General features: G+C 59.5%; 15 protein-coding genes and 1 pseudogene. 3 read left to right on the top strand and 13 right to left on the bottom strand.

The window, feature by feature from the left end; genetic code table 11:
• The 7 genes and pseudogenes from ACR0BK_RS18760 to ACR0BK_RS18730 form a co-directional block, all read right to left on the bottom strand.
• A pseudogene (locus ACR0BK_RS18760) lies at window positions 1–95 on the bottom strand (dTDP-4-dehydrorhamnose 3,5-epimerase); the annotation flags it as partial.
• 142 nt (window positions 96–237) lie between these two features.
• Window positions 238–2,001: a Mur ligase family protein gene (locus ACR0BK_RS18755; RefSeq protein ID WP_480555890.1), complete on the bottom strand. Its 1,764-nt coding sequence runs from the start codon at window positions 1,999–2,001 to the stop codon at window positions 238–240.
• On the bottom strand, window positions 1,998–4,799 hold the full coding sequence (gene cphA, locus ACR0BK_RS18750) for a cyanophycin synthetase (protein ID WP_480477559.1): 2,802 nt from the start codon (window positions 4,797–4,799) through the stop codon (window positions 1,998–2,000). Before cphA ends, ACR0BK_RS18755 begins: the two co-directional genes overlap by 4 nt.
• A 15-nt stretch (window positions 4,800–4,814) precedes the next feature.
• Window positions 4,815–5,708 carry a cyanophycinase gene (locus tag ACR0BK_RS18745; protein WP_480555889.1) on the bottom strand — a complete coding sequence of 298 codons (894 nt, stop codon included), beginning with the start codon at window positions 5,706–5,708 and terminating at the stop codon, window positions 4,815–4,817.
• Between the two features lie 272 nt (window positions 5,709–5,980).
• Window positions 5,981–7,492, bottom strand: a complete 1,512-nt coding sequence (amaB, locus tag ACR0BK_RS18740) for an L-piperidine-6-carboxylate dehydrogenase (protein ID WP_480496093.1) — start codon at window positions 7,490–7,492, stop codon at window positions 5,981–5,983.
• A gap of 3 nt (window positions 7,493–7,495) precedes the next feature.
• A complete protein-coding gene (locus ACR0BK_RS18735) occupies window positions 7,496–8,602 on the bottom strand; it encodes a saccharopine dehydrogenase family protein (protein ID WP_480496091.1) in 1,107 nt (368 codons plus the stop codon).
• 134 nt (window positions 8,603–8,736) lie between these two features.
• Complete coding sequence (locus tag ACR0BK_RS18730) at window positions 8,737–9,990, bottom strand: cytochrome-c peroxidase (protein ID WP_480555888.1); 1,254 nt, start codon at window positions 9,988–9,990, stop codon at window positions 8,737–8,739.
• Between the two features lie 33 nt (window positions 9,991–10,023).
• Between ACR0BK_RS18730 and ACR0BK_RS18725 the strand changes: the two genes are divergently transcribed.
• On the top strand, window positions 10,024–10,494 hold the full coding sequence (locus ACR0BK_RS18725; RefSeq protein WP_480477549.1) for a tetratricopeptide repeat protein: 471 nt from the start codon (window positions 10,024–10,026) through the stop codon (window positions 10,492–10,494).
• A 30-nt stretch (window positions 10,495–10,524) separates the two neighbouring features.
• Here ACR0BK_RS18725 and ACR0BK_RS18720 read toward each other — a convergent pair whose 3' ends face one another.
• From ACR0BK_RS18720 to ACR0BK_RS18695, 6 genes are read right to left on the bottom strand one after another with little or no spacing between them, the layout of a single operon-like run.
• Window positions 10,525–11,586 carry a TRAP transporter substrate-binding protein gene (locus ACR0BK_RS18720; protein WP_480555887.1) on the bottom strand — a complete coding sequence of 354 codons (1,062 nt, stop codon included), beginning with the start codon at window positions 11,584–11,586 and terminating at the stop codon, window positions 10,525–10,527.
• 24 nt (window positions 11,587–11,610) lie between these two features.
• Entirely contained in the window at window positions 11,611–12,900 is a 1,290-nt protein-coding gene (locus ACR0BK_RS18715) for a TRAP transporter large permease (protein ID WP_480477545.1), read from the bottom strand.
• Complete coding sequence (locus ACR0BK_RS18710) at window positions 12,901–13,488, bottom strand: TRAP transporter small permease (protein WP_480521092.1); 588 nt, start codon at window positions 13,486–13,488, stop codon at window positions 12,901–12,903.
• Window positions 13,489–13,541: 53 nt separating this feature from the next.
• The gene (locus tag ACR0BK_RS18705) at window positions 13,542–14,057 is read right to left on the bottom strand and encodes a flavin reductase family protein (RefSeq protein ID WP_480477541.1); all 516 of its coding nucleotides are present in this window, start codon (window positions 14,055–14,057) and stop codon (window positions 13,542–13,544) included.
• Window positions 14,057–14,947, bottom strand: a complete 891-nt coding sequence (locus ACR0BK_RS18700; RefSeq protein WP_480555886.1) for an aldo/keto reductase — start codon at window positions 14,945–14,947, stop codon at window positions 14,057–14,059. Before ACR0BK_RS18700 ends, ACR0BK_RS18705 begins: the two co-directional genes overlap by 1 nt.
• The gene (locus ACR0BK_RS18695) at window positions 14,947–16,101 is read right to left on the bottom strand and encodes an LLM class flavin-dependent oxidoreductase (protein WP_480555885.1); all 1,155 of its coding nucleotides are present in this window, start codon (window positions 16,099–16,101) and stop codon (window positions 14,947–14,949) included. The genes ACR0BK_RS18700 and ACR0BK_RS18695 overlap by 1 nt, the downstream gene beginning before the upstream one ends.
• A 105-nt stretch (window positions 16,102–16,206) precedes the next feature.
• Here ACR0BK_RS18695 and ACR0BK_RS18690 point away from each other — a divergent pair, with 105 nt between their 5' ends.
• Window positions 16,207–16,917 (top strand): GntR family transcriptional regulator, encoded by a 711-nt coding sequence (locus tag ACR0BK_RS18690; RefSeq protein ID WP_480477535.1) that lies wholly within the window; start codon window positions 16,207–16,209, stop codon window positions 16,915–16,917.
• A gap of 12 nt (window positions 16,918–16,929) precedes the next feature.
• Window positions 16,930–18,030: a Gfo/Idh/MocA family protein gene (locus ACR0BK_RS18685; RefSeq protein WP_480555884.1), complete on the top strand. Its 1,101-nt coding sequence runs from the start codon at window positions 16,930–16,932 to the stop codon at window positions 18,028–18,030.
• Window positions 18,031–18,048 lie beyond the last annotated feature (18 nt).

Below are 18,048 nucleotides of genomic sequence, written 5' to 3'. Positions count from 1 at the left end.
TTGTTCCAGCTTTCAGAAAAAAACCCCCGCAAATCCCCATGCCGCTGCGGGCGAATAACCAACACACCCGACAACCCCGTCCGCTCAATCTCCATAACACCTAACCTCAACTGTCTGTTGCCTGTGTTAGGCGAGTATTGTCAGGCTGGGTGTCAATGCAAGGGTGATGCGCGAATTGCTGCTCAGATGATCGCAGACGGAAATGGCGGTTCGTTGCTTTACTGATCCCTCAAACCGCTAGGTCGCCTGCTGGTTCAGCATCTCAAGCACGGCGTCGCGTTCCGACAGAACCAGCAGCAAGGCTAGATCGCCCGGTTCCATCTGTTTCAGGATCATCGCGGCGGCCTCCGACGGGGATGCGGCCCTTTGGATCTGGGTCTTGTCATATCCCTGTTCCAGGGCAGACTTTTCGATCAGGTCCGGTATCTCTCCCAATGAGCGGCCCCGTAGATACCCTTCCAGTTCAGCAGCAACGACCACGTCGGGTTGGAAATTCAACGCGGTTGCAGTGACGTCCCGAATGTCCTGATCCGAGCGATCTCCGGCATGGCTGAGCATGATGAACCGCCGTTTTGCTGGCAGGGCCGACAGCGCATCGCACACGGCAGAAATCGAATGCGGGTTATGCGCGAAATCCACGAAAACCTGAGCGCCGTTGTATAGGAATTCGTTACAGCGACCCGGATTGTCCCTGGCATCCGGTTTGAACCCGGCCAACCCATGCCGCACCGCCTCAAGCGTCAGCTTCAAAGCCAGCGCAAGGCACATAGCCGCCAGAGCGTTCAGGATGTTGTATTTCGCGGCCCCGCCCATGGTCAGGGGCACGTCGGACACAGCTATGACCACCTGCTCGGACCGGCCGTCGAAAAAGACGATATTGCCCTGCGAAACATAAGCGCAGCATGTTCCCGCGTCCCGCGCCCGACGGATCAGATCACTCCCGGCATCCAGAGAAAACCACCAGATATTTGCCGTAGTGTTTTCGGCCTCGGCACGGACAAAAGGATCATCGGCATTCAGGGCCAGAACGCCGCCCTTGGTCAGTGTCCGGTGCACGGCGAATTTCGCCTGAGCCAGCTCGGGCACCGTGTTGACGCCGTATTGCCCCAGATGATCGTTCGCCACGTTGGTGACAGTGGCGGCCATGGCGGCACGTGTCGGCAGGCCGCGGCGCAGGATACCCCCACGGGCCACTTCGAGGCAGCCGATTTCAAGCCGCTTGTCGCGTAGCAACATCCGCCCTCCGCCGGGGCCGGAATAATCGCCGCGATCCAGAATATCATCACCCACCCGCACAAACTCGGTCGAGGTCAGTCCCGCGACCTTGCCCGAGGCGCGGGCGATGGCCTCCAGCAACCGGGTCGTCGTGGTCTTGCCATTTGTTCCGGTGATGAAGGCGACGGGGATGTTGTGAAGGGCGGGCCAGTCCACGTCATCCGGGGCGGGCAATGCGTCGACAGGCCAGGTTTGACTGCCGGTGCCATGCCCGATGGAAATTTCGTCATCGTCGCACAGGATATCCACGCCATGCGCCTCGGCTGCCGTGATCAGGGCGATCAGCGCAGGATTGGCCTCCTTCGCCATGACGCCTTTGACGTCCCGGATCATCTGATCAAAATCTCCCGGCGTCGTCGCCAACAACTCTGCCGCACAGAAATGCCAGGCGGTCTGCGCTGCAAAGATCGCGGAATAAAGCTGATCCATCGGTGCCGAGATTGCCAGATTGACACCACCGGTGAAGGTACGGTGGGTCAGTGCCTGATCCTGCCAGCCAAGCGCATCAAGAACGCGCCGGGCATGTTTTTCCCACAGTGCAATGACCTGCGCGGGGTCGATATCCGTGAAAAACACATCCATCACCGCGCCGGGGTGATCCCATAACAGGCCGGGGCCGGTCAGACGCCGCGCGTCATCCACCTGAATATGATCAGCGGTCGCGCATTCGATGGTCAGCGCGGTTTCAAGCTCTTCGATCCGGTCCATTCCGGTGCCCTCGCTCAATCCGCGTCTTCGCTGACTTCACGCGCCAGTCTTACGCCGCGTTCGTCCCGGATCAGGTTCTGGTCGCTGTCGAACATGTCCTCGAACGTGGTGTCGGCGGGGCTGGTCCTGGGTGCCGCCTCGGTTTCAGAGGTTTCGCCATCGGAATTGAAGTAGATGATCTGTTTCCAGCACCGTGTGGTGTCATCGCCAAAGATCACCAGCAGATCGCCCGGTGCCGCCATTTCCAGCGCGGCGGTCACGGCCTCAACCTCATCCGGGATGATCGTGATCGCCTCATCTGGCGTCCCGCAATCGATCAGGGCCTGCCGCATCATTTGCGGCACTTCGTCATGCCCGCGACCCCGGCGGCGGTCATCGGCCTTGCAGATGAAATGATCAAAATGCCCGGCGAGCGCTGCGGCTCCATCAACGATGTCTTCATCGCGGCGGTCGCCGGGCATCGCAACAACGCACAGCCTGCGGCCCTTGACGTCCAACTGATCGGCCAATGCGGCCATCGCTTTCAGCGCGGCTGGGTTGTGGCCGTAATCAAGAATCACTTTGAAGGGATGTTCATCATAGACGTTCATCCGCCCCGGCGCTTGGAAATAACTGGTGTCGAAAGTGCGCAGACCATGCCGGATATTGTCCAGATCGACCCCAAAACTATAGGCCATTGCCGCCGCGACCATGGCGTTTTGCACGTTGAAGATCGCCTTGCCCTCAAGGGTGGCGGGGATCAGATGCGACCACAGAACCGGGATGTGAAGCCCTTTGTCATAGATGGTCAGCATGTCGCCATTCATGCCTTTTTCCAGCACGATGGCTTTGCCCCCTGTCTTGATATGTTCCTTGACCAGACTGTGACCGGGGTTGGTCGTGACATAGAAGATCTGATCCGCCCCGGCATAATCGGCCATTTTCAGACAATTGATGTCGTCGGCGTTCAGCACGGCCGTATCGGTCGCGCTTTCCACCACCACCCGTTTGACGACGGCCAGCTCCTCTACCGTGTTGATCCCGCCCAGACCCAGATGATCTGCCGAGACGTTCAGACAGGCCGCCACGTTCGAGCGTTGATAGCCCAGACCCGAGCGCACCAGCCCGCCCCGCGCGGTTTCCATCACCGCAAAATCGACCATCGGATCACGCAGGACGATCTGTGCCGATTTCGGGCCGGTCATATCCCCCTTGACGCTCAGCTTGCCATCCACATAGACGCCGTCGGTCGAGGTCATGCCAACGATTTTGCCGCTGGTTTTCATGATATGACCCAGCATCCGCGACGTGGTCGTCTTGCCGTTGGTGCCGGTTATGGCCGCAATCGGGATGCGGGTCTGTTCATTGGGGGGGAACAGCATGTCGATGACCTTGCCTGCCACATCGCGCGGCTGACCTTCGGACGGGGCCACATGCATCCGGAAACCGGGGGCGGCGTTTACTTCGACAATCGCGCCACCGATATCCTTGTAGGATTTAGTGATATCGTCGATCAGGAAATCGACACCGCCCACATCCAGCCCGACGGCCATGATGGCGCGTTCGGCCATGTCGCGGTTGTCGGGATGCACCACGTCGGTCAGGTCGATGGCGGTGCCACCCGTTGACAGGTTCGCGGTCGAGCGCAGATAGAAAACCTCGCCCTCGGGCAAGACAGTGTCTTCCGTCACGCCCGCATTCTCCATCAGGCGGTTAGCCTGATTGTCCAGCTCGAGCCTGGTCAGCACTTTTTCATGCCCGATGCCCCGACGCGGGTCTTGGTTCACGATGTCGACCAGTTCGGCAATCGTATGGGTGCCGTCGCCTATTACATGGCCGGGGACGCGTTTGGCCACCGCAACCAGTTTGTCGTTCACGACCAGCATCCGGTGATCAAAGCCGGTGATGAAGCTTTCAACCAGAATGGCGCGGCTGCGTGAATGCTCCTTGGCCTCGGCAAAGCCCGCCTCGACCTCGGCATCGGAATTCAGATTGATCGACACGCCGCGCCCATGGTTGGCGTCCAACGGTTTGACCACCACCGGAAACCCGATCCGCGCTGCCGCACGCACGGCCTCGCGGGCCGAATAGACCATGCGCTGCTGCGGTACCGGCAGGCCAAGATCGTTCAGCAGATTATGGGTGTCTTCCTTGTCGCAGGAAATCTCGACCGAGATATGCTTGGTCTCGGACGTAATTGTCGCCTGAATGCGTTTCTGAAACTTGCCGTGTCCGAATTGCACAAGCGAGCCGGAATTCAGCCTGATCCACGGGATGTCGCGTTCCTGCGCCGCCTTGACCAGCGATCCGGTCGACGGGCCAAATTCCTTGCGTTGCGCCCTCAGCACAAAGCTGCGCAGTTCTTCATCCCAGTTGAAGTCCGGGTCGAATTCGTAATCCACCTGATCTTTCAGGGATTGCGGCAGCAGGTGCATCAGCAACCGCATCGCCAAATTGCCCGCATCCAGACCGACGTCACGCTGGCGGTATTCATAGACCATATTGTACTGGCCCGGCTCACCTGTGCCGCGCGTACGGCCAAAGGTCACGTCGGACCCGGCCACGTTCTGCACTTCGATGGCGCAATGTTCCAGCACATGCCCCAACCAGGTGCCTTCATCCTCGCGCAGGCGGCGGATGAAGCCGCCGGGTTCGCGATAGGAGCAGCCATGTTCCGCCAGACCGGGAAGCGCCTTGATCAAGGCGTCAATAAACTCGGAACCAATTTTTGCCGAGGGCCACTCTTCCAGAACACCCAGATCGATGACGTGGCGAATGACCGGAAAACTTGCCCAGACATTTGGGCCGACAAAGACATTGGTCGAGATTATTTTCATGAGGCTCCCCGTTGGTTAGCTATTATTCCCCCCGCTGGCGGCCTCTTGACCGGACATGTCCGGCAATGTGCAGAACGCCATATGCTCATCCGGCGGAAAAGCCTGGCGAGCCGTCAGATCATAACGGCACCCTTCGCCCAGAACGTCAAGCCGAAGTCCAAGCAGGCTCAGTGCTTCACCGCGGCGCGCGTCCCACATCGACGAATGAGTCAGATGACTGGCGTCAACGACGGTAACCGATCCACTGCCCACGACTTCAAGGACATTATCGGGTCCGATGAAGGCTGCCGTGTCTTCGTCGATACCCAGTCCGATCAAAAAAGGGTTGAAAGATGAAGCAGTTAACAAACGTCCCAGCCGATTGCGCTGTGTGAAATGCTGGTCGATGATGACGGCGTTGGTCAAGCCCATGCCCGGAGCCAGCGTGATATTGCCCTCAGCCGGGGCCGAGTTGCTGCTGCCCCCGGCCACCATGTGTTCGGACATGATTGATGCCCCGGCTGAAGTGCCGGCAACCGGCACACCGGCCGCATTCCGACGGCGAATTTTCTGCGCAACAAGCGTGCCACCCAGAATCGCCGACAGTCGCAGCTGATTGCCACCGGTCATGAAAACCCCTGTGGCGCGGTCTAGCATCTCGGCATAATCGGGATTATCGCAATCGGCACGACGTGAGATGGGCAGAAATTCGACCTTGCCCGCACCCAGTTCGGAAAAGATGCGATTGTAATCCGGTCCGGTCTCTTCCAGCATCGAGGCTGTCGGGATCACGACAATATCGGCATTCTCACCACCTGAAAGCTCTACGAACTTACGGTGGATCTGCATTTCCTTGACGCGGTCTTCGCCGCCGCCGATCGGGATGATGAACCCGCGCGGGGTCTCTGCATCAATGGGTGCAGGGCACATATCTTACTTACCTTCCGGTATAAAAGCAGCCAGCCATCGGGGCCACTCGGACGCTTAATCTGTTCATACATGCCGTGTCGGGCCATCTGACCTTATCGGACATGCCGTTCCCCCCAGCGACATCACATGCCGCACGGCAGGGATTTCGTCAAGAACCACCGGTTTTGTGCCTGCTTCAGCCGGCCAGTGCCAAACCCTGCGCGACAAAAGCAATCCCCCCGAAACATCAAAGCTCCGGGGGGATCAGAATGTCCGTCAGTTTGCGCGCTGGTTCAGATGTCGAATTTGACACCCTGCGCCAGCGGGAGCTCTGCCGAGTAGTTCACGGTGTTGGTCTGGCGGCGCATATAGGCCTTCCACGCGTCCGAGCCGCTTTCGCGTCCGCCACCGGTTTCTTTCTCGCCTCCGAATGCGCCACCAATCTCGGCGCCCGAGGGGCCGATGTTGACGTTGGCAATACCGCAATCCGACCCCGCCGCAGTCAGGAATTGCTCGGCCTCGCGCATGTTCAGCGTGAACACACAGGATGACAGCCCTTGCGGCACATCGTTTTGAATCTGGATCGCATCGTCAAAATCGTCATAGCCCATGACATAAAGGATCGGTGCGAATGTCTCGGTTTTCACGACCGCACTTTGGCCGGGCATTTCGACGATTGCGGGCTGCATATAGACACCCGCAGGAAGCCCTGCGGTCACGCGCGCGCCGCCAAACACGGTGCCGCCTTCGGCCCTTGCGGTTTCCAGTGCGGCTGTCATGGCGGCACCCGATGCCTCATCTACCAGTGGCCCGATCAACGTGCCCTCAGACAGCGGATTGCCGATGGGCAAACCGGCATAAGCCTTTTTCAGGCGGCCCACCAGTTCCTCGCGGATCGAGTTGTGCACGATCAGACGGCGCAGCGTGGTACAGCGCTGACCGGCGGTCCCAACGGCCGAGAAGACAATGGCGCGCACGGCCATTTCCAGATCCGCCGAAGGGCCAACGATCATCGCGTTGTTGCCACCCAGTTCCAGAATGCACTTGCCAAAGCGTGCCGCTACAATGGGCGCAACTGCACGACCCATACGTGTCGAACCCGTGGCCGAGATGATCGGAACATCTTCGCTGGCCACCAGCGCCTCGCCCAACTCCGCGCCACCGATCAGGACCTGAAGTAACCCTTCGGGGGCATCGCCAAACCGCACCAGCGCGCGTTCAAAGATCTTCTGGCAGGCCATCGCTGTCAGCGGGGTCTTCTCGGACGGTTTCCAGACCACCGGATCGCCACAAACCAGTGCCAAAGCGGCGTTCCACGACCAGACGGCAACCGGGAAATTGAAGGCCGAGATCACCCCGACTGGGCCCGCCGGATGCCAGGTTTCCATCATCCGGTGCCCCGGACGTTCCGATGCGATGGTCAGACCGTAAAGCTGACGCGACAGACCAACGGCAAAGTCGCAGATGTCGATCATCTCCTGCACTTCGCCCAGACCTTCGGACGTGATCTTGCCGGCCTCCCAGCTGACAAGCGCGCCCAGATCGTCCTTGGCGGCGCGCAGCTCTTCGCCCAACAGGCGGATCAGCTCGCCCCGACGCGGGGCCGGCACAACGCGCCACGCCTTGAACGCGGTTTTGGCGCGGGCAATGATCGCGTCCATTTCGGTGGCCGGAGTTTCATGCACGTCGGCCAGCAGGCTGCCGTCAATCGGCGACGTCACTTTCAGGGTGCCGCCCTTCAATGCGGCACCCGTCAGATCCAGATTTGCAAGCGTGGTTTGGGCTGTCATTACGATGTCTTTCATATCTCAGGCCGCCTTGTTTTGCCGGGTCACGTCACCAGCACGATACAGCTGGCCAAATTCTGTTTTCAGGAAGTCGTTCAGTTTGACCTGTTCCTGCCGGACAAACCCTTTCGAAGGCAGCGTGCCGGTACGCATCAGGTCAACGACGCCCAGAATACCCGCAGCTGTGGTGACCTGAATGGCACTCCAGACCTGTCCGTTGATGGTACGGGCAAAGCTCTTGTTGATCAGGGATTTCTCGCGCAGAACGCCATTGATCATACCCTTGGCCGTGCAATAGACCAGCACCACGTCCTGATCGGTGCGGGGCAGGGCGGTCTCGAAGATCTCTTTCAGCAGATCGCGGCGGCGTTCCAGCCCCAGATCGTGCAGCAGCAGCTTCAGGATTTCACAATGGCCGGGATACCGGATCGTGCGATAAGACACGGCCCGCGCCTTGCCTTCCAGCGTTTCCGGCAGCGTGCCCAACCCGCCCGAGGTGTTGAAACACTCGTATTCCACACCATCGTGACCCAGAATCTCGTAATCTTCCAGTGGTGCTGTCTTGACCAGTTTGCCGTTCACAATGGCGTCGCATGGATTGCAGTACTCGTTGATCAACCCATCGGTCGACCAGGTCAGATTGTACTTCAGCGCATTGGTCGGATAAAGCGGCAGTGCCCCCACCCGCATATGCAGGCTGTCCAGCTCATCGAACTCCGCTGCAAGCGCGGCTCCGGAGATACCCACAAAACCAGGTGCCAGACCACATTGCGGCATGAAAGCTGTCTCACTGCCTTCGGCCAGCTGGCGTACGGCCTCGGTGGCCGCAACGTCTTCGGTCAGGTCGAAATAATGCGCGCCCGCCTCTTTGGCGGCCTTGGCAATGTTCGGGGTCAAAAAGAACGGTGCCGCTGAAACCACGGCGTTAAACCCGGTCAGTTCCTTTGCCAGACTGTCCGCATCCCGGGCATCAATCTGTTTCGTGCCAATACCAAGCCTTGTGATATCACCCAGTGCTTTCAGGTCATGGTCGGCCACAGTCACTGTATAGTTTGGCGAGGCCCTCAGCAGCGTCGCGATCATCTGACCGATCTTGCCTGCCCCGATTACGCAAATATTCCAGGACATCAACGTCTCCGTAAATTTCTGTTCCTGATATTATGGTGCAGGGCTGGCCAGACATTTCATAGACCGCAATTTGACGAAGTGATCGGATATGCCGACATTATGTCGGATCAATTGGCATTATGGCGCAACCGCCTTCAGGGGTTGAAATCGGCAGGCACCCCGAAAGGAGGAGAGCCAACACCAGTGCCCGTCAGGGAATGCAGAAATGCGACAAGGGCGCCGATTTCCGCATCCGAAAGTGTCACTGGCACAATGTCGATCCTGCTGCGCTGGCGTTCCATTTCGAACCGGTCTTCCCACACCGCGAAATCCGCCTCTTGCAACCAGGGGACCTTGGGCAACGCAGCCATGTCGGGTTTCCATTTGGCAAGGCTGGTCTGTGGGTCAAGATGGTGACGGATCATGCTTTCGAGGTCCGCAAAAGCACCGTTATGCCCGTAGGGCGCGGTCAGGGCGACATTGCGCAGCATCGGCGTGCGAAAGCGATAGGCGTCTTCCAGACGGTTGCTTTCCGCCATCCGTCCAACGTCCCGCGCATATGGGTCCCATTGCCGGGTCCGGCCCGGCCCGAAAGGGGGCAAACCTAGCGCGTGAAACTCTTGGTCCGACATCAACGGACCCGCATGGCAGGTCGCGCATCGCGCATTGCCATAAAACAGGTTCATCCCGTCTTTCTGGATGTCTGACAGCGCATCCTTGTCCCCGGCCAAGTACTGGTCGAATGGGCTGTCGGTGCTGCGCCACTCGATGGCCATGAAGGCCGCCAGCGCGTTGGCGATCTGGGTGATCGTGATGTCTTCGGTGGTCTCGATGTTGTCAAAAGCCGCGACTATGGCAGGGCCATAGCGCGGATCGGTCCGCACGCGTTTGGCAAGGATCGGCCAGCCCTTGTCGATCCTGTCGTGAACCGCGCCGGTCACCTGATTTTCAGCGACATTACCGGCCATCTCGAATTGCGCGGTCAGCGGGAACAAGGCCTGCGCCGCCAGAAGCGAGTTCAATCCCCCGGGCAGCCATTCCTGTGCAGGCGAATTGAACCCGTTGCCATAGAGGTCCGAGATGCTCAGGCGGCCATCGTGGAAAACGGTACGGATGTCCTTGGCCCCGAGGTTCCACAACCCCGGCGCATTTCGGGGAATGCGTTTGCGGATCTTGTCCGCCCCGGTACCCGGTGTGCGCTCCGGTCCAAGACCCTGTCCGCCTTCGCCGATCCCCAGGGACAACCCGTCGGAGGTGCCGAAATCGGGGTGGTGGCAATGGGCGCACGAAATGTTCTGATTGCCTGACAGGATCGGATCGTAAAACAGTTGATGACCGATAGTGGCCTGTTCCATATCAAATGGGATAAAGTCATCATCTGTCAGCGGGCGCGGCAGGTCCTGCGCCACCGCGGCCCCCGCCCAAACGAGGACAATCGCCCAATGCGCCAGTTTCTCTTTACCCTTTGTTTTCTTGCGACCCCGGCTCTGGCTGAGCTGGAACAGGCCCGTGACATGATGGAGGCCGGAGAGTTTGAAGCCGCGCGCGCGGAACTGCTGCCCGCCGCCCGGTCGGGCAATGCCGAGGCCGAGGAACTGATTGGTGTGATGTACGGGCTGGGTCTTGGGGTCGAGCAGGACCATGAAAGGGCGTTTGAATGGTATCTGCGTGCCTCGATGAAGGGGCATCCGGGGGCGCAGTCGGGGGTCGGCTGGTACTACGAACTGGGTCTGGGATTGCCCGCCCCCGATCTGGTGCGGGCCTATATGTGGTACACGCTCAGCGCCATTGGCGGCGATCCCGATGCGGCGATCAGCCTTGAGGAAGTGATCAAGAAAATGTCGCCGGAGCAGATCGAGAAGGCGCATGTTCTGGTCAACGACTACAAAGGGTGGATGTACCCGTTTCGATAAGGGCCGGGCCACAAGGCCCGACCCGTCCGTTTAGTTCAGGTCTGCATTGCGCGAGGCGTTCACGTCCGCCTCAGCCGCCGTGACCGCATCGGTCAGCGCGGCAAAGATCTCATCACCACGGGCAACATTGGTCTGGAACCAGTCATAGACAGGTGAAGCCGCGGCTTTGAACGCAGCCTTCTGCTCGGGTGTCGGGACATACAGGTCACCGCCACCTGCGACGAAGTCCTCATAGGCCTGAATCGATTTGCGCTTGGGCGAGGCAAAAGTGGCCTGTTGCAGGGCGTAGAACCCATCGACAACGACCCGGCGCATATCTTCGGGCATCGCCTGGAACTTGGCGTTGTTCATCCACCACAGCGCACCCATATAGGCGTGCCCGTCCAGCGTGACATATTGCAGACCCGCATCCGGGAACTTCATGCCCATGATGTCGGTGATGCCGTTCTTGGACCCCTCGACGACGCCGGTCTGGAAGCTGGTGAAAAGTTCCGGCCACGGGATCGGTGTAGGTGACGCGCCCAGTGCCTTGACCAGTTCCTGTGGCAGGTCGGCGACGACGGTACGGATTTTCAGACCTTCCATGTCGGCAGGCTCGGCGACGCGGTGCTTTGTGTTGGCGAAGTTGCGCCAGCCGCCGGTGTTGCCGATGGTCATCAGGCGGATCGCGCCACCTGAATCCTCCAGCGCCATGTCGCGCATCTTACGGGTGAAATCGCCCGACAGAACATGCTCGGCGATCCGGTCATCGGCCATCAGATAGGGCAGGTCCAGAACCTGCACATAGGGGAAGATGCCCGAGGCCCCGCCCGAGGTAGAGATATAGATATCGATGGTGCCATCCGCCACGCCTTGCAGGCATTCTGCACCGTTCGAACACAGCTGGGTGCCGATGAACAGCTCAACCTCGATGGCGCCGTTCGACGCCGCCTCGACATAGTTCTTGAAAACGATCAGACCGTCGTAATCCTCGTCATTTTCGTTCGAATTGGCAGTGGCGCGCAGCGTATAGTCCGCAGCCACCGCAGCGACCGCAGACGCGGCCACAAGCGATGTGGCAATCGCCGCTGTTTTGATGAAGTTTCCGAGCATGCGTTTCCTCCCTGTGATACTCAGTCAGTTTGCAAATCCCGTTATCCTCGGGATCGTCATGGATAGTGCGGGGATGTAGGTGATCAGAAAGATCACGATGATTTCGACAGCCAGAAACGGCAGGATCGCCTTGGCGATCGTCTCGACCCGCTCCCGCGACACGGCGGCGGCCACGAACAGCACCAACCCCATGGGGGGCGTTGCAAGGCCGACGGTCAGATTGACGCTCATGATGATGGCGAAATGGATCGGGTCTACGCCGAGGCCAGTGAAAATGGGACCAAGGATCGGGCCAAGGATGATGATCGCGGGGCCTGCGTCCAGAAACATACCGACGATAAACAACAACAGGTTGATCAGAAACAACAGGATCAGCGGATTTTCCGACAGGCTGAGGATCAACGAGGCCAATTGTTCCGGGGCATGGCTCAGGCTGACTACGGTCTTGAACGCCATTGCTGCGCCAACCAGCAGCAGCACCACAGCCGACGTCATACCTGCATTGCTCAGAACATCCGGAATTTCCCTCAGGGTCAGTGTACGCAGAACGAAAAATCCGATGATAAAGGCGTAGCCCACAGCAACAGCGGCGGCCTCGGTCGGAGTAAAGATGCCCCCCAGAATGCCGCCCAGAATGATCACGGGCGTCATCAGTGGGAAGAACGCCTTGAGGCTGGCTTTGCGCCGCTCATCCCATGTGTATTTCCGGCTGGCGACGGGAAAATCGTACTTGTCGGCCATGAACTTGATCATCACCATCAGGCCGACACCCACCATGATCCCGGGCACGATCCCCGCAAGGAACAAGGCGGCCACACTTTCGCCCATGACATAGGCATAGATGATCATGATGCCCGAGGGCGGGATGATTGGCCCGATGACCGAACTCGCGGCCGTAATGGCGGCGGCGAATTTGCGGGTGTAGCCCTGTTTTTCCATCGCCGGGATCAGCATCGAACCCAGGGCGGATGTATCAGCCACCGCTGATCCCGAAAGGCCCGCGAACAGGATCGAGCTCAGAACGTTTACATGCGCCAGCCCGCCGCGCAGATGGCCCATCAGCGCCTGGCTGAATTCGACAAGGCGGATGGTGATGCCGCCGCGGTTCATCATTTCACCGGCCAGCATGAAGAACGGGATGGCCATCAGCGGGAAACTGTCCATGCCGTTGTAGACATTACGATAAAGCAGGGTGATGTCGTTCGTCTGTCCGTTCAGCCACAGCAAGATGCCGGGTGCCGCCAGAAGCGCGAAAAAGACCGGCAGGCCAATCAGCAGGAAAATCAGGAACGTAGGCAGGAACCAGATCAGCATCTATTCGGCCCCCACGGCTGCGTCGGGAATGTCCGGCAACAGATGCGCGCCGCCAAGCAGGGTGACCACGGAACGCAGGATAAGCTCGATATTGACCGAGATCAGCAGAATGATCCCCACCAGCAGCGAGGCCATCATCCAGCTGCGCGGAATGCGGTACCACTCGTCAAACCCAAGCGATGTCGGCAGGTAAAGGGCGGCGGTTGCAAACCTGCCGCCAAAGCCCGTGACCTCGGACCAGCCGATTTTGACCGCAACCAAAAGCACGGCCAGCGAGATCAGTAGGAGGAACAGATTGAGTGACAGGCCGAGCATACGCGGCAGAAACCGTTGCAGCATGTCGATAGCTACAAAACCGCCGCGCCGAAAGGCCGTCGGTGCCATCAACCCGGTCATCCACAACATGCAGAACCGCGCGGCCTCATCCGGCCAGGGCAGGGCGTTGCCCAGAACGTATCGGAAGAACACCTGAATCAGGATTGCGATGACCATGAAAGCAATCGCAACGACGCCAACCGCGCGGCCCAGACGCAGCGCGGTTTCGTTCACGAATGCAACCGGCGCAAGCACCGATGCCAGTCCGCCCATGCGGATCCTCCCTTGTTCAGCCGCAGGTGTGTCCCGCGGTCGTCAGATCGCGCTTAGTGCTGCGCGAATTGGCCCATTTTCCCGGCGTAGAACGTCAGCGCGTCGCCGTCGCTCATGCTGGCCTTCAGGACTTTGCCCACCACGATCACGTGATCGCCCGCGTCGTGATAGGCATGTTGTTCGCATTCGAAACGTGCCAGACAATCCGACAGCAGCGGGGTGCCGTTTGCACAGCGCTCATGCCGGATGTCGCGCAGTGCATGGGCATCTTTCGAGCATCCAAAACACAGCTCGGCCTGCGCCGACGATAACACATGCACCGTGAAATGCCGTGCCGCGCGAAAATAGGGGAACCGTCGCGAGTTGCGGTCGCCAGCCCACATGATCAGTGGCGGGTCCAGCGACAGTGACGAAAAGCTGTTGGCCGTGATGCAGATAGGGCCATCACCGCTGTCGCATGTCACGATGGTAACGCCGGTTGCAAACCGACCAAAAGCATCCCGCAGGGTCCGGGTGTCGTCCTTATGTGGCACAAAGGTGTGGGTCATATTCCTTGAGATTGCGTTCATCATGCTACCTCATGCCCCAGCGCCGCCTCGTACAGGCGGAACCAGGTTTCGCGGTCTATGGTGACGTTCAACGCGTCTGAGATGCGTTTGATACGGTTCAGGTTGTTGGTGCCCAGAACCGGCAGAATGCCCGCCGGATGAGCCAGCAGGAAGGCGACGGCCACAGCGGCCCGGTCTACACCGAACTCCTCCGCGATTTCATCAGCGACAACCCCGACGGGCGGGTTTCCGGCCATCAGCAGCCCACCCCCCAGCGGCGACCACGCCATAAGGTGGTGCCCATGCTGCTGGTGAAACGCCAGATCGCCATTGGTGAAAGGGGCGATCGCGCCCAGTGAGATCTCGATCTGGTTGGTGACCAGCCGGGTTTTCATCGCCGATTGCAGCAGGGTCCAGTCCCACGGGCGGAAGTTCGAAACACCAACCGCGCCCACCTTGCCACTGGCGACAGCCTCATCCAGCGCAGCCCCGGTTTCGTGGTGGTCCATGAACGGATCAGGACGGTGGATCAGCAGCAGATCGATGTGGTCGATGGCCATTTCCAACAGGGACATGTCGATGGATTTCAGGATATGCGCGCGTGAGGTGTCATAGTATTTGACCTTCGCATCGGAATGCCGCCCCACAGGTGCGACGATGTCACATTTGGTGACGATCTCCATCTTCTGGCGCAGGCCGGGATTGGCGCGCAAGGCGTTGCCCAGAACGGCTTCGGCCGCGTAACCGCCATAAATATCGGCCTGATCGAAGGTGGTGATGCCCTGATCAAGACAGGCCTGAATCTTGGCCTCGACATGCCCTGCCGAGGTGTCGCTATCGTCACCCAGCCGCCACATGCCATAGACAAGGCGGCTCATTTCCAGCGTCGGGGATAGTTTCACGCGTTGCATCAGCGGCGCACTCCGTTGCCCAGCGGTGTGGCCGGGGGTGTCTTGGGCACACGCCCGTAGGCTTCGGGAAGCGAGCAGGTTTTCAGATGCGGCATCACACGAGCACCGAAATGCTTGGCCTCATCCATGTGCGGATAGCCTGAGAAGATGAACGCGCGAATGCCCATCTTCCGGTAATCTTCGATCTTTGACATGACCTGATCGGTTGATCCAACCAGTGCCGCACCACAGCCCGAGCGGGCGCGGCCGACGCCGGTCCACAGACCGGGTTCCACATACCCGTACTTATCCGCCAGATCACGATTCCTGGCCTGATGCGCTACGCCAAGCGACGTTGCATCCAACGCCCGTTCGCGGATCGCGCGGCCATAGTCGTCATCCAGTTTTGAAACGATGTAATCCGCGTATTCCTGCGCCTCGGCTTCGGTATCGCGAACGATCATGTGAACCCGCAAGCCATAGTCGAGCGTACGGTCATAATTTTCGGCCACTGCATGAACAGCTTTCATCCGCTCGGCCAGTTGATCCTTGGTTTCCGGCCACATCAGGTACACATCGCAATGCTCGCCGCACAGCTCCAGCGCCGAGGGCGAATAACCGCCGAAATACAGCAGCGGCCCGCCAGTCTGATAGGGTCGCGCCGGGTCGGTTGTCAGACCTGTAAAGTTGTAGACCTCGCCCGCATGGTTGATTTCCTCCTGCGTCCAGGCCTGTTTCAGGATCTCGACCACTTCGCGCGACCGTTGATAACGATAGGCACTGTCGGCCTTTTCGCCGGGAAAATCGGATGAAATGATGTTGACGGTCAGCCGCCCCTTCAACATGTGATCCAAAGTCGCGATCGTGCGGGCCAGCATGATCGGCTGCATCTCGCCGCAGCGCACAGCGGCCAACAGGTTGATCTTCTGCGTGATCGGCGCGCAACCGGCGACAAAGCTCAGCGTGTCCTGCCCAACCTGATACGATGACGGGCACAGGATGTTGCGGAACCCCTGCGCCTCGGCCTCCTTCACGATGGCCGAGCAATGCTCCCAGCTGGACCGCAGATCACCATCAGGCACACCCAGGAACTGATAATCGTCCGAACATAAGGCGGCGAACCACGAAACCTCGGCCGCATCCAGATCAGGGGATGTGATGGGGACGATGGTCATTTGATTCACGCTCCGTGCATCTTTTACTTTCCTCTTGCGTAGCAATCACATTGATGTAGATCAATAGTGTATCAATTTTTCCTGCGACCGAATGAAGCGCCTGAAATGCCCCCCAACACCCGAAACCCCAATGCCCTGCCTATCTACGTTCAGATTGCCGAGCTGCTGATCCGCGATGTCGCTGCGGGCCGCTTGATCGATGGTGAGCGTCTGCCCCCGGAACGCGATATGGCGGCCGAGCTGAACGTGTCGGTCGGCACGCTGCGAAAATCTCTCGCAGAGCTTGAGAAAAAAGGCATGTTGGAGCGTATTCAGGGGTCAGGAAATTACATCCGCGAGACCGGAACTCAGAACAGCGTCTACGCGATGTTCCGGCTGGAATTGCCCCAAGGGGGCGGGTTGCCGCGTGCGGATATCCTGTCCGTCGATCATCTGAAGAAACCTTCCGATCTGCCGGATTTTGGCACTTCAGACACCGGATCGCGCGTACGTCGGATGCGCTATCTGAATGACACAATCATCGCGGTCGAGGAAATCTGGCTGGACGAATCAGCCGGCCTGATCAAGCGAAGCCTGCTGTCGGACTCGCTCTACCGCTATTATCAGCACCAGCTGGGTTTCTGGATATCACGGGCCGAAGATCGCGTATCGATTGGCCAGCTGCCCGATTGGACGCCCGCGGCGTTCACCAAAGCCGCCGGTGAAACGGTGGGCTATATCGAACGGTTCAGCTGGTCGGACAAGGCCGAACCTGTCGAATTTTCAAAGACCTGGTTCGACCCGGACCGGGCCACCTATGTCCAACGTCTGAAGTAAAAGGAAACGCGCATGACCCAGACCATCAATTACGGGCTGATCGGATGTGGCATGATGGGGCAGGAACACCTGCACAACATCGCCCTGCTGGACGGCACGCGTGTTGCGGCGATATTCGAACCCGATCCCGGGATGGCAAAAGCCGCGCAGGCGATTGCGCCGGGGGCGGTTATGGCACGCTCGGTGCAAGAGGTGTTGGATATCGAAGACCTGGACTGCCTTGTCATAGCCAGCCCAAATCACCTGCATGTCGACCAGATCTGTGAAATCGCGCAAACGCGCCCCTTGCCGCTATTGGTGGAAAAGCCCCTGTTCACCAACCCCCAGGACGCCGCAAGGCTAGCGAAGGTACAGCGTGACTATCCACACCCGATCTGGGTTGCGATGGAATACCGTTATATGCCGCCCATCGCGACCCTGATCGACAAGATCGGGGACACAGGCGGGGTCAGGATGCTGTCGATCCGGGAACATCGCTTTCCGTTTCTGCGGAAAGTCGGCGACTGGAACCGGTTCAACCGCAACACCGGCGGCACCTTTGTCGAGAAATGCTGCCACTTCTTCGATCTGATGCGGCTGATCCTGCAATCCGACCCTGTGCGGATCACCGCAAGCGGTGGGCAGGCGGTGAATCATCTGGACGAAACCTACGGGGGTGAAACACCCGATATACTGGATCATGGCTATGTTCTGGTCGATTTCGCCAATGGCGCGCGCGCGATGCTCGAGCTGTGCATGTTCGCCGAAGGCGCCCGCTATCAGGAGGAGATTTCGGCCATCGGACCCAAGGCCAAGGTCGAGGCTCTGGTGCCGGGGCCGGGACGGTTCTGGCCCGACCATCTGGGAACGCCGCCCGTGCCGCAGGTCATCGTCAGCCCGCGGGACCCCAAGGGGCCAATGTCGCAGGATATCCCTGTCGATCCCCGTTTGCTGGCTGCCGGAGATCACAACGGCTCGACCTATTATCAGCACAAGGGGTTTCTGGATCTGGTGCGCGGGCACAAGGCCGAACCGGATGTGACAGTGCATGACGGTTTGTGGGCGGTGCGAATGGGATTGGCGGCGCAGCAGGCCCTGCAAACCGGCGAAACGGTTCACCTTAAGCACCGTTAGACTGACACCAGGCAGGTT

This window comes from Ruegeria sp. AF1 (assembly GCF_056542125.1).
The sequence above is the reverse complement of the archived record's forward strand: the minus strand, read 5'-3'. Positions and strand labels throughout refer to the sequence as shown.

What these genes read in the sequence shown, in the direction of transcription:
- ACR0BK_RS18745 (WP_480555889.1), bottom strand. Translation starts at nt 5,708, where the DNA reads ATGTGCCCTGCACCCATTGATGCAGAGACCCCGCGCGGGTTCATCATC.
- ACR0BK_RS18735 (WP_480496091.1), bottom strand. Translation starts at nt 8,602, where the DNA reads ATGTCCTGGAATATTTGCGTAATCGGGGCAGGCAAGATCGGTCAGATG.
- ACR0BK_RS18695 (WP_480555885.1), bottom strand. Translation starts at nt 16,101, where the DNA reads ATGACCATCGTCCCCATCACATCCCCTGATCTGGATGCGGCCGAGGTT.
- ACR0BK_RS18705 (WP_480477541.1), bottom strand. Translation starts at nt 14,057, where the DNA reads ATGAACGCAATCTCAAGGAATATGACCCACACCTTTGTGCCACATAAG.
- ACR0BK_RS18715 (WP_480477545.1), bottom strand. Translation starts at nt 12,900, where the DNA reads ATGCTGATCTGGTTCCTGCCTACGTTCCTGATTTTCCTGCTGATTGGC.
- ACR0BK_RS18725 (WP_480477549.1), top strand. Translation starts at nt 10,024, where the DNA reads ATGCGCCAGTTTCTCTTTACCCTTTGTTTTCTTGCGACCCCGGCTCTG.
- ACR0BK_RS18685 (WP_480555884.1), top strand. Translation starts at nt 16,930, where the DNA reads ATGACCCAGACCATCAATTACGGGCTGATCGGATGTGGCATGATGGGG.
- amaB (WP_480496093.1), bottom strand. Translation starts at nt 7,492, where the DNA reads ATGAAAGACATCGTAATGACAGCCCAAACCACGCTTGCAAATCTGGAT.
- cphA (WP_480477559.1), bottom strand. Translation starts at nt 4,799, where the DNA reads ATGAAAATAATCTCGACCAATGTCTTTGTCGGCCCAAATGTCTGGGCA.
- ACR0BK_RS18710 (WP_480521092.1), bottom strand. Translation starts at nt 13,488, where the DNA reads ATGGGCGGACTGGCATCGGTGCTTGCGCCGGTTGCATTCGTGAACGAA.
- ACR0BK_RS18700 (WP_480555886.1), bottom strand. Translation starts at nt 14,947, where the DNA reads ATGCAACGCGTGAAACTATCCCCGACGCTGGAAATGAGCCGCCTTGTC.
- ACR0BK_RS18720 (WP_480555887.1), bottom strand. Translation starts at nt 11,586, where the DNA reads ATGCTCGGAAACTTCATCAAAACAGCGGCGATTGCCACATCGCTTGTG.
- ACR0BK_RS18690 (WP_480477535.1), top strand. Translation starts at nt 16,207, where the DNA reads ATGCCCCCCAACACCCGAAACCCCAATGCCCTGCCTATCTACGTTCAG.